The sequence below is a fragment of the Bacteroidales bacterium genome, assembly GCA_023229505.1.
GTDB lineage: Bacteria > Bacteroidota > Bacteroidia > Bacteroidales > JAGOPY01 > JAGOPY01.
On record JALNZD010000011.1, the window covers coordinates 24,881 to 37,108 of the forward strand.

General features: G+C 41.7%; 7 protein-coding genes. 2 read left to right on the forward strand and 5 right to left on the reverse strand.

All coding sequences use genetic code 11. The features are described from left to right. The first annotated feature begins 5 nt into the window (after positions 1–5). On the forward strand, positions 6–2,447 hold the full coding sequence (locus M0Q51_05595) for a DUF4982 domain-containing protein (protein ID MCK9399453.1): 2,442 nt from the start codon (positions 6–8) through the stop codon (positions 2,445–2,447). A gap of 45 nt (positions 2,448–2,492) precedes the next feature. On the opposite strand, the gene xylE is transcribed toward M0Q51_05595, so the two are convergent. The 3 genes from xylE to M0Q51_05610 are packed head-to-tail and all read right to left on the reverse strand — an operon-like array spanning position 2,493 to position 6,954. Next, the gene (gene xylE, locus M0Q51_05600) at positions 2,493–4,115 is read right to left on the reverse strand and encodes a D-xylose transporter XylE (protein ID MCK9399454.1); all 1,623 of its coding nucleotides are present in this window, start codon (positions 4,113–4,115) and stop codon (positions 2,493–2,495) included. A gap of 9 nt (positions 4,116–4,124) precedes the next feature. After that, a complete protein-coding gene (xylA, locus tag M0Q51_05605) occupies positions 4,125–5,438 on the reverse strand; it encodes a xylose isomerase (GenBank protein ID MCK9399455.1) in 1,314 nt (437 codons plus the stop codon). Positions 5,439–5,457: 19 nt separating this feature from the next. After that, positions 5,458–6,954, reverse strand: coding sequence for an FGGY family carbohydrate kinase (locus M0Q51_05610; protein ID MCK9399456.1), 1,497 nt, complete (start codon positions 6,952–6,954; stop codon positions 5,458–5,460). A gap of 222 nt (positions 6,955–7,176) precedes the next feature. On the opposite strand from M0Q51_05610, the gene M0Q51_05615 reads away from it, so the two are divergent. Beyond that, a complete protein-coding gene (locus tag M0Q51_05615; GenBank protein ID MCK9399457.1) occupies positions 7,177–10,035 on the forward strand; it encodes a DUF5110 domain-containing protein in 2,859 nt (952 codons plus the stop codon). Positions 10,036–10,408: 373 nt separating this feature from the next. Here the strand turns inward: M0Q51_05615 and M0Q51_05620 are convergent, their stop codons facing one another. Further along, positions 10,409–11,659 (reverse strand): carboxypeptidase-like regulatory domain-containing protein, encoded by a 1,251-nt coding sequence (locus tag M0Q51_05620; protein MCK9399458.1) that lies wholly within the window; start codon positions 11,657–11,659, stop codon positions 10,409–10,411. An 89-nt stretch (positions 11,660–11,748) separates the two neighbouring features. After that, positions 11,749–12,204 carry a hypothetical protein gene (locus tag M0Q51_05625; GenBank protein MCK9399459.1) on the reverse strand — a complete coding sequence of 152 codons (456 nt, stop codon included), beginning with the start codon at positions 12,202–12,204 and terminating at the stop codon, positions 11,749–11,751. Between the last annotated feature and the right edge of the window lie 24 nt (positions 12,205–12,228).

The window sequence follows — 12,228 nt, forward strand, 5'->3', positions numbered from 1 at the left end:
ACAGGATGAAAAAATTAATGATAAATGCCGGGAAAATCATTACCAATATCCTTGTATCAGCCGCTTTATTTTTCTTATGCTCATGCAGCAAGGAGGTTGAAATAACGCGGGAAAAAACTGATTTTAACCATGCCTGGAAATTTGAACTCAAAGATTCTTCTTCATACAGCAAGGTTGAATACAACGACATTCATTGGCGTTCGTTGGACCTGCCACATGACTGGAGCATTGAAGGAACATTCAGCAAAGACAATCCTGCAGGCATCGGAGGTGGAGCATTGCCGGGAGGTACCGGTTGGTACAGAAAAACTTTCAGGCTTCCGGAGTCTGACTCCCTGCGAAGGATATATATAACTTTTGATGGTGTTTATCATAATAGTGAAGTTTATCTGAACGGACAATTATTGGGTATACGCCCAAATGGATATATAAGCTTTCAATATGACCTTAGTCCCTACCTGAAGTTTGGTGAAGCTCAGAATGTAATTGCTGTTCGCGTCGATAATTCTGACCAACCAAATTCGCGATGGTACAGTGGTTCAGGAATCTATCGTAATGTATGGCTGGAAAAAATGCATCCGGTCCATATTGACCTCTGGGGTACGCATATTACATCCCGCTCGGTTTCCGAAAAGTCTGCTCAGGTCGAATTATCCATTATTATTAAAAATACTACCGGTGAAGATAAGGAAGTGAAAGTGGAAACTCAGATTCTTAATGAAAATGAAAATGTTATTGCCATACAGTCATATAATGTCCAGGTTAACCTAAAAAACACTTATGAACTGACTCAAAAATTTCTGATCAACTCGCCTGAACTCTGGAGTATCGGAAAACCCTGTATTTATAAAGCCGTCAGCACTCTCAGGCTCAGTAAGGATAAGATAGATGTTTATGAGACACCTTTTGGAATACGCTCCTTCAAATTCGATTCACAGAAAGGATTTATCCTGAACGGGCAGCCAATAAAAATATGTGGAGTATGTAACCATCATGATCTTGGCGCTCTGGGCACTGCCATTAATGCACGCGCTATTGAGAGGCAGCTGGAGATATTAAAAGAAATGGGCTGCAACAGCATAAGAACCTCACACAATCCCCCTGCTCCTGAATTGTTAGACCTATGTGATCGAATGGGATTCATTGTCATTGATGAAACCTTCGATGTATGGGCAAAAAAAAAGGTTGACAACGATTATTCCAGGTGCTGGGAAGAGTGGCATATACGAGATCTGACCGACCATCTTCTTCGCGATCGTAACCACCCTTCTGTCTTTTCTTGGAGTATCGGAAACGAAATATTGGAACAATGGGATTCCACGGGTATATTTATAGCTAAGGAGCTTGCTGCTATCGTAAAAAAATATGCCCCCGAAATGCCGGTTACATCAGGACTTAATGATCCTGAACCTCACAATTACATCATCAAATCGGGGGTTCTCGATCTCATTGGATTTAATTATCACCATCAAACATTTGAACAATTTCCTGAAAAATTTAATGGTGAAATTTTTATAGCTACAGAAACCAATTCTTCATTAAGTTCGAGGGGAATGTATGATATGCCCAGCGACAGTATCCGCATTTGGCCAGACAGATGGGATGTGGCATTTTATGAAGGAAATCCGGATAACAGCTGTTCTTCATATGATAACTGCATGGCGCCTTGGGGATCGACGCATGCTGATACGTGGAAGCTGATCAGGAAACATGATTTTTTATCAGGTCTGTTTATTTGGACAGGTTTCGATTATTTAGGCGAACCGACACCATATCAATGGCCATCACGTAGCAGTTACTTTGGTCTGATTGATCTTGCCGGTTTTCCAAAAGATTCCTACTTTATGTATCAAAGTGAATGGACCGATAAACCAGTCCTGCATATATTCCCACACTGGAATTGGATAAAAGGGCAAACAATTGACGTTTGGGCATATACAAATTTTGATGAAGTAGAATTATTTATTAATGGCAAATCACAGGGATCCAAATCTAAGCAAGGCGATGACCTTCATATTCAGTGGCAGGTCACATTTGAACCGGGCAGTCTTAAAGCAAAAGGGAAAAACAAGACTGGTGAAATAATGGAGGTAATTATTAACACTGCCGGATCACCTGCCAAACTAGAATTAATAGCTGACAGAGATAATGTTAAAGCGGATGGTACTGATCTTGCTTTTATCACCGTTAATGTATTAGATAATGAAAACAACCTGGTCCCTTATGCAGATAACCTGATACATTTTGAAGTTCCGGATATGGTTTCCATTGCAGGGGTGGATAACGGGTGTCAAACCAGTCATGAACCTTTCAAGGCAAATTATCGAAAAGCTTTTAATGGTAAATGCCTTTTAATAGTACAATCAAAGAATATTGAGGGATATCCGATTATCAAAGCCACATCTGAAGGGCTGAAACCGGCAATTGTTAAACTGGCAGTGAAGTAGTTTTCCCCTGGAAAAACCATTTTGGTTTGTAACGGAGAGTAAATTCTATTGTGAATGTTTCCAGATTTTTTCAATTTCTTCGAGACTTTTTCCTTTGGTCTCCGGAACGAAACGCCATACAAAGATAGCCGCCAGGATTCCCATGAAACTGTATATCCAATATGCAAATCCATGGTGGAAGTGATAGGTTAACCAGCTGTTGTCGTTTAATACAGGGAAGGTCCAGGAAACAAGCAGATTTGCAATCCACTGGGCCGCAACTGCAAGCGCCATTGCTCCCCGGATTGAGTTCGGAAATATTTCAGAGAGCAGGACCCAGGTCACAGGCCCCCATGACATGGCAAATCCGGCTATATACATCAACATGAAGATTAATGCCGTAATACCTGAAGTCTGCGTATAGAAAACCATTCCAAGTGCAAACATCGACAATGCCATAGCTATCGCACCAATGATCATTAGGATCTTCCGGCCGAAGCGATCGACGGTGACAATGGCAACTACTGTGAACAATAAGTTAATGGTTCCTACAATAATGGTTTGCAATAAGGCGGAATCGGTCCCTTCACCAAGCGTCCTGAAGATCTCGGGCGCGTAATACAAAACAACATTGATACCGACAAACTGTTGAAAAACGGAAAGCATTATGCCAATAATTATGACTGCCCAACCAAAATGAAGCCAAGATCTTGACTGGGTTTTAAAAGAATCCTTTATAGAATCAAGAATACCGGCGACCTCGTGAGCACCATTGATTTTCTTAAGGACTGCAGCCGCTTTTTCTTCTTTGTTGATCATAACTAAGTACCTTGGTGTTTCCGGGACAAATAACAAGGCCAGGAGAAAGATTACGATCGGGACAAGTTCCGATGCAAACATCCAGCGCCAGCCAATTGTATCTATCCATTCCTGCGGCTTACCCAAAGCAATAAAATAATTTACAAAATAAATAACCAGCATTCCGAAAATGATGGCAAACTGGTTCCATGACACGAGCTTGCCCCTCATTCGTGCAGGTGAGATCTCGGCAATATACATCGGAGCCAGCATCGAAGCAAGTCCTACACCAATGCCACCAATAATACGATAAATGATGAATGAAATTATATCCTGGGTACCAAAAACATTTAACCGCTCAGGTAAAGCTGATCCAATAGCTGATATGGCAAAAAGGAATGCGGCCAGCAGCATACCTTTTTTTCTTCCCAGGGTTGTACTGACCCTGCCTGCCAGTGCTCCGCCAATGATACATCCGACCAGCGCACTTGATACTGTGAATCCTTTGATGGAGTTAATCATTGTCTCATCAATCGTCACCGGCCGGGCGTAATAAAGAACAGCAGTCAAAATGATGATCGACATGAAAATCGCAGCAATCCATATCGCTTTTTTTCGCTTGTACATCCTGAACAACAAGCTGGAAAGGATCAGGGAAATCGATAACAATACCAGGATGATCAACATTCGGTATTGAACTACAATCTGGTCAGCCTGGTAAGAGTTATCAGACAGGCCATCCAGGAAGAATGCCTGAAGTGACTTGACAGTTCCTGATATGACTGCTGTATCGTAACCGAAAAGCAGGCCGCCCAGTGTGGCGGTGAAAGTGATGGCAGCAACATACCACTTACTGCCCTGATTTTCATCTGTCAATTTACTACTCATCATTTATATTACTTAAACATAAAGGTTTATAATCGCTTCCATAAGTTCCTGTTTACCACTCTTTAATTTGATTACGCCTTGATTTATAGCGAACTCTCTTAAGCCTTCCAGAGTCAGGTTTCCATCTTCAAATTCTTTTCCTTTGCCATTGTCAAAGGAGGAGTACCTGTGCTCTTTAAGTTTTTTATAGTCAGAATTTGACAGGATGCCCGAGGCAGCGATTAAGGCGCGGGCAAAAGCATCCATACCAGCAATGTGCGCGATAAACAAATCCTCTTTATCTGTTGAATTCCTTCGGGTTTTAGCATCAAAATTGATTCCACCCTTTCCCAGGCCACCGGCTTCAAGTATTACCAGCATTGCTTCAACGAGCTCATAAATATTAATGGGGAACTGGTCGGTATCCCAACCATTCTGGTAATCACCCCTGTTTGCATCAATAGAGCCCAGCAGGTTCGCGTTTGCCGCTACCTGTAACTCATGCTGAAATGTATGACCGGCAAGGATCGCATGGTTCACCTCAAGATTCAGTCTGAAGTCAGAGTCCAGGCCATACTCCCTTAGAAAGCCTATAACCGTTGCTGCATCAAAATCGTATTGGTGTTTGGAAGGTTCGGCTGGTTTGGGCTCGATAAGAAATGTACCTTTAAAACCATTTCTTCGCCCGTAATCACGAGCCATCTCCAGGAATTTTGCCAAATGATCCAATTCCTTTTTCATATCGGTATTTAGCAGGGAAAGATAACCTTCGCGGCCACCCCAGAAGACATAATTAGTCCCGCCCAGTTCTATCGTCGCATCTATGGCATTCTTAACCTGAACTGCAGCTTGTGCAACCACATTAAAATCGGGGTTAGTGGCTGCACCGTTCATATAGCGTGGATGAGAAAAAAGATTGGCTGTGCCCCATAATAATCGTTTTCCAGTCTCCGCCTGCTTGTTTTTCGCGTATTTAACAATAGACTGTAACAATTTTTCTGATTCAAGGATTGTTTCAGCTTCATCGACAAGGTCAAAATCATGAAAACAATAATAATCTATTCCTGATTTTACCAGGAATTCAAATGCCGCATCCATCCTGGCTTTTGCCCTATCCAGAGGATCTGATATGTCATCCCAGATATAATTTATAGTCCTCTTTCCGAATGGATCTTCGCCGGTTCCGCGGAAGCTATGCCAATAAGCCATGGCAAACCTGAGGTGTTCTTTCATAGGTTTGCCGTCGACCATGCGATCTGGATCAAAGTAATGAAATGCCAGGGGATTTTTAGAAGATTGCCCTTCAAACTTGATTTTGCTGATATCTTTAAAGTATTCTTTTTGCATTTTAAGGGATTTTGTCGATTTATATATAATATTCACTCCTGATAAGATTCATGAGAATATCTTTCCAATTATGATAAGCTTCAATGAGTAGTATATTCTTCTGTGGCTTCACTACTTCAAGAATTTCCAGATTGCGAAAGGCTTCCCGTGCATTGCTATAATAACCAGTTCCAAGGCCTGCGCCACGGGCTGCGCCTTCAGCACCATTAGTTTTGTACAACTCAATTCTTGCTCCGGAGATATCCGCCAGTGATTGCCTGAAAACTTTGCTCAGAAACATATTGGCCTTCCCGGCCCGGATAACTTTTTTATCAAGACCCATGCCGGCCATGATCTCCATTCCGTAAAACATGGCGAAAACGATACCTTCCTGCATAGCCCTAAACATATGACCCCTGTGGTGAATATTTATATTGAGTCTGAAGATGGAAGCCCCGATATTTTTATTCTGCAAAATTCTTTCAGCCCCGTTTCCAAAAGGAAATACCCTAAGTCCTTCTGCACCGGCCGGTACATTTGAGGCAATTTCATTCATTTCCTCATAGTTTAAGCTATTGCCGGTAAGTTGATGTTTTGCCCAGGCATTCAGTATACCAGTTGAATTAAGACATATTAGTACACCATAACGAGGATTTTCTGAAGTATGGTTGACATGGAGGAATGTGTTCACTCTTGATAAAGGGTCATAACACTTATTTCCCGTCACTCCATAAACCACTCCGGAGGTACCCGCTGTAGCTGCAATCTCTCCCGGTTCCAGTATGTTTAAAGAGAAAGCATTGTTGGATTGGTCCCCGGCCCGGTAAGCAACCGGTATTCCTTTTTTTAATCCGAGTTCTCTGGCAATTTCCTCAGTCAATCGCCCTTGATCTGAAAACGTATCTACTTGTTCCGGGATCATCAACTTACTTATATCATAATAATGAAGTAATTTGTCGGAAAGTTTATTTTCCTCGAAATCCCAGAAGATACCTTCTGACAGGCCGGATGAAGTTGTGTATATCTCACCGGTCAGGCGATAAGCAATATAATCGCCGGGGAGCATGATCTTATTTATCCGCTCGTAATTTTCCGGTTCATAAAGTTGCACCCATCGCAGCTTGGAAGCCGTAAAGTTACCCGGTGAATTCAGTAAATGTGAAAGGCAATATTCCTCGCCGAGATCCCGGAAAGCTTTGTCACCAATACCGGTCGCTCTGCTATCGCACCAGATAATTGAATTTCTGACAAGCCTGCCTGATTTATCTAAAGCAACCAAGCCGTGCATTTGGTAAGTTATCCCTATGGCCCCGACACTATGTAAATTGCCTGAATAACCTTCTTTGAGCAAAAGTATTGCCTTTTTTAAATTGATCATCCAGACTTCAGGATCTTGTTCGGCCCAATCCTTATTTTTGGATATGATCTGCATTTCGTCAGGAGGGTAAGAGGCAGTTGCCATTGATATACCTTGGTCGGCATCAAATAAGCTCACTTTTATCGAAGAACTGCCAATATCAATTCCAAGAAACAACATACTAACATGATGGATTTATTAACAAAGAAAAGTGAATAAGGCAATTTTATGCTGGATAATTAGGACAAAATATATAATTATTATGGCAAATATAAATTGTATATCTTCAGCCAAAAGTGGACAAATTTAAGAGTAAATTTAGGGTGGGAAAATTCACCTTGAAATAAGAAAACAGATAGCTATCTTTTCAAAGAAAATAAAGTACTAATACGAATAGAAAATATGAAAAAGCGTTTCCTGCACATCAGCCAGATAACCAGCCTGTTATTCGTGGCATTAATGGTTTCATGTAACCATGCACAGTATAAAACAACTCCTGATGGGCTCATTGTGTATGTGAAGCACCAGGGAGAGAAAATCGATCATGCTGTTCGTTTACAGGTAATTACGAACAACATTATCCATGTTTCCTCATTACCTGGTGAATTATTTAAAGATATGAAAAGCCTGATCGTACTGGATTCTCTTCCGTCACGACCGGAATTTACCGTCAGCGAAGAAGGGGAATCCGTGATACTGAAAACTGCGTTGATTCGGGCACAGATAATGATGAATACAGGCGAGGTCATATTTATGGATCCCCAGGGCAATGTTATCCTTGCTGAAAAATCAGGCGGAGGTAAAGACTTCGAAACAATTACACTTGACCAAAAAGAGTACCTTTCTATAATACAGCGATTTGAAACACGAGAGGATGAGGCCCTTTACGGATTGGGTGCAAATCAGACTTCATACCTGAACCTGAAAGGAAAAGACGCGGACTTGTTTCAATACAACACCCAGGCAGTTGTTCCTTTCCTCATCTCTTCCAGAAATTATGGTATACTATGGGATAATTACTCCAGGACCAAATTCGGGGATGTGCGCGAGCTAATGGAATTGTCAGGATTAAAACTTTACGATAAGGATGGTAATGAAGGGGGTTTGACGGCAGTGTACGCCGACAGAAATGACCTGAAAAAAGTCTTTCTCACTCGCAAGGAAAAGGAAATCAATTACCAGTTCATTCCTGACCTTGTAAAATTTCCTGAAGGCTTTAATCTCGGGGAAGGAGCTGTTTCATGGGAAGGAGCCATCGAGTCAAATGAGACAGGCATTCATAAGTTCATGTTTACCTCTGCAGGCTATGCAAAACTGTGGATTGATGGGATACTGCTGTTTGATCGCTGGCGCCAGTGCTGGAATCCCTCCTCCAACCGGTTTGAATTTCCCATGGAAGCCGGTAAAAAATATAGCCTGAGAATCGAGTGGATCCCGGACGGCGGCGAATCTTATATCACGTTGAAATATTTGACACCTCTGCCTGCTGAAGAACAAAACAGGATCACGTTGTTTTCTGAAGCTGCTGATCAGATTGATTATTATTTCATTGCCGGTCAGAATATGGATGAGGTGATCAGCGGCTATCGCACCCTCACCGGTAAAGCCCCGGTGATGCCCAAATGGGCCATGGGTTTCTGGCAAAGCCGGGAGCGTTATCAAACACAGGACGAGCTCCTGGATGTGATGCGCGAATTCAGAAAAAGGAATATCCCTATCGATAACATTGTCCTCGACTGGCAGTACTGGCCGATCGACAAGTGGGGCGACCACAATTTTGAGGCTTCCAGGTTCCCTGACCCTGCAGGAATGATGAAACTGCTGCACGATTCTTTGAACGCACACCTCATGATTTCAGTGTGGGCGAAATATTATAAAGGGACAGAAAATTTCGAAGAAATGGATAATAAAGGCTGGTTATACAGGCTTAATGTTGAGAAGGACCGGAAAGACTGGCTGGGCTATGTTTCCACGTTCTATGATGCCTACAATACCGATGCTCAAAAGGCCTTCTGGGACCAGATCAATGCCAAACTGTTCAGTAAAGGCGTTGACGCCTGGTGGCTCGATGCCACCGAGCCCGATATTTGTTCCAACCTGCCTATGGATGAACGTAAAGCGCTGATGAATCCCACAGCCCTAGGTCCCGCAGCTAAATATTTCAACGCCTTCTCACTAGAGCAATCCAAGGCCGTGTACGAGGGACAACGTAAAACCGATCCCGGCCAAAGAGTGTATATTCTCACGCGGTCTGCCTTCGCGGGTTTACAACGATATGCAGCGGCCAACTGGAGTGGCGACATTGCAGCCCGCTGGCATGACATGGCAGCCCAGATCCCATGTGGGCTGAACTTCTGTATCTCAGGAGTCCCATACTGGACCATGGACATTGGGGGATTCGCAGTAGAAAACAGGTATATGAATCCAACGGAGAACGACCAGGAAGAATGGCGTGAATTAATGACCCGATGGTACCAGTTCGGCACATTCGTACCCATCTTTCGCTCACATGGACAATACCCATACCGCGAAATTTTTAATATTGCACCTGAAAACCACCCCGCGTATCAGGCAATGCTATCTTATGATGTGCTGCGTTACCGGCTGATGCCTTACATCTATTCGCTCGCGGGACAAACCTGGCTGAACGATTACACCATCATCCGCCCTTTGGTCATGGATTTTGGAAGCGATAAAAATGTCCTCAACATTCTGGACCAATACATGTTTGGCCCAAACCTTCTGATCAATCCTGTTTGCAGGTATAAATCCCGTGAACGTGAGGTTTACCTGCCGTCCGCCAGTGGGTGGTACGACTTCTATACCGGCCGTTATTACCAGGGTGGACAAACCATAAATGCCCAGGCGCCATTACAATATATCCCAATCTTTGTCAGGGAAGGTGCAATCTTGCCTGTCGGTCCACATATTCAATATGCAGCTGAAAAACCTGCAGATCCTGTCACCTTTTTTGTTTTCAGTGGTAAAGACGGACAGTTTTTACTTTACGAAGATGAAAATATCAATTACAATTATGAAATAGGCGCCTTTGCGACAATTTCATTCAGATATGACGAATCTTCCAAAATCCTGAACATCGGCAGGCGTGAAGGGAGATTTGACGGTATGCTTGAAAAAAGGACATTTAATGTTGTTGTCGTATCTACAGACAAACCAGAAAAATTAAAATTCGACGGAATACCTGACAAAGTAATATCATACGACGGAACGGAACTAAAGATTGATCTTTCTGATCTGTAAACATTGACTTATCATCTAATAATCATCCATCATGAAAAGGATAATTCATATTCAATATTATAGTTCCTTTAGGCTCTTCCATTTACTTCATACGCTGACCAAATTGACCAGTCTGCGTCGATTTAAAATACCAGAGTAACTTCCCATCTGTCAACAGAATTAGATGGTCGATTTGCTTCAGCGTGGACTTGTAAAATCATCAGCTCTGTCCACTAGTCGGGCAACAATGAAATCTCTATGCAACAGATAATAAGATGTTTAGAGATTTTTATCTTAGAAATGTTTAAACAAAGTTGAAACATTTTGTATTATTATTGAAAACCCATCTACTTTCCATTTGAATAATGGACATCTGAAATCCGATATTTTATATTTATTTCTTCATGCTTTTCGAAAGCTTTTTTATGGCATTTTCGATAGAATTTTCCGGTTCAATGATATTGTGTTCACCCCAGAAATCAACATCTGTAAAATCCTGAACTTTTTCGGTAAAAACCATGTTCGACTTGAAAACTTCCTGGTTTGCAAATTTAATGATATTATCCTCACGCCTGTCTGTAATGGCCACCTCCGACATCACAGTATAGTAATTTTTGAATAGTCGTTTCTTCCAGTCGCAACGGAATTTCAGATCGACGCGCACATAGTTGAGGTAGTATTTGCCGTTTTGTTCTTTATAGGTTACCAGGTAGCTGGTCGAAGTCGGCATAAAGAGCAATCCCATAGGTTTTTTCTGAACAAAAACGCGCGAAGCCTTGGCTTCATCATTGAGATCGAGGCTGAATTCAGCCCGGGTTATTGCCTTGTTATCCTGCGAGATGTAGAGCTTTCCAAAATAAAGCGGCTCTTCTTTTACAATATTAGGCGAGAAGGTAATTACCCAGTTCAGTTTATTATCAATATTTACCATCGACCCAAATTCGAACTGGTAATTATCAAGGTTATCCAAAGCTATGCTGAGGTCGGTATTTTTGACAATATCAAGCAACATCGAAACATTTGGACCACCTTGCAGTTGAACCATAAGGGTATCTGCTTTTTTCACATTGGTACCCTTGCGGCCTTTGTAAATTTTCACTTGGTCGTCCTGCATACTTGAATAAGGAGCTTTATAAATATCAATAACAGCTTCGCAAATTGAAAGATAATCGTGGCGCTGCATGATGGACTCACGGTAGAAGCCGGTCATCATGTTAGGTACTTCACTGTAATTCTTTCTGATGTTTCTAAAAGCCATTTCCACCATTCCGCGTGCATCTTTCGGCACTATAGGTATCTCTTTTAGCTGGATAGGCTGAATCTCAAGATAGAATGTTTTGTCTTTTCCGACTGCTTCACTTATTTTAAACTTTGCTGTTGCATAACTCAGGTGCGATACTTCAAAGTATTCGGCATTGAGCGATGTATTCACTTTTAAAGTGAATTCCCCTTCGGAGTTTGATACTGTTCCAATGCTCGTGTTAGGAACAGTAATTGTGGCAAAACTAACTTTTTCATCGGTTTTGGCGTCCTTCAAAAGTCCATTAACAGTAACAAATGTATTTTGTGCTAAAGTTATAACATATGTCGTAAAAAGCAGAAATAATATGCTAATACGGATCAGATTCTTATTGAATGTTTTCATGGCTGTGGATGTCATTTTAAGTGTTTGAGAGAAGGTCGGGGTGAAATGCACTATGGAAGAATAAATGGTGAATGGAATGAGTTTCTTAATCAGAAAACTGGTTTCATATAAAAGCCTTTAATGATCTCTTCTAAACCGATGTCCATTTTATCCTTCCTTATTTGTTGCTGCACTTCATAATGATATTGTTCATCCATCAGGCGTTGCTGCTCTCTCAGGAATTTTAATTCTGATTCAGTATAATCCTCAGGGATTGCAGTTGAATTTCTGCCGCCCTTGAAATTATAATTGCAACCTTTCTCATTATTCTGTATTGAAATAATTTCATAGTGCAACAGCCCTTGCCCGGAATTGCAAATCGTTGGCAAGATAGTATCAGCCATTGTATGTCTCAGGCTTGCTTTAGGCAGTTTCAGGATAAACTCATCATTTTGGAGGGTTGCCTGGGCAATTTCCTCCTGGGAATAGGAGTTAAGATCAATACCTAAAAAAATAGTGATCCACACAAGAACCACCAAACCGGTAATAGAAACTCTTTTTTTCATGACATTTAAGTTAAAACAAAGTTA

Excerpts from the sequence above, each read along its gene's own strand:
- M0Q51_05595 (MCK9399453.1), top strand. The coding sequence starts at position 6 with ATGAAAAAATTAATGATAAATGCCGGGAAAATCATTACCAATATCCTT.
- xylE (MCK9399454.1), bottom strand. The coding sequence starts at position 4,115 with ATGATGAGTAGTAAATTGACAGATGAAAATCAGGGCAGTAAGTGGTAT.
- xylA (MCK9399455.1), bottom strand. The coding sequence starts at position 5,438 with ATGCAAAAAGAATACTTTAAAGATATCAGCAAAATCAAGTTTGAAGGG.
- M0Q51_05610 (MCK9399456.1), bottom strand. The coding sequence starts at position 6,954 with ATGTTGTTTCTTGGAATTGATATTGGCAGTTCTTCGATAAAAGTGAGC.
- M0Q51_05615 (MCK9399457.1), top strand. The coding sequence starts at position 7,177 with ATGAAAAAGCGTTTCCTGCACATCAGCCAGATAACCAGCCTGTTATTC.
- M0Q51_05620 (MCK9399458.1), bottom strand. The coding sequence starts at position 11,659 with ATGAAAACATTCAATAAGAATCTGATCCGTATTAGCATATTATTTCTG.
- M0Q51_05625 (MCK9399459.1), bottom strand. The coding sequence starts at position 12,204 with ATGAAAAAAAGAGTTTCTATTACCGGTTTGGTGGTTCTTGTGTGGATC.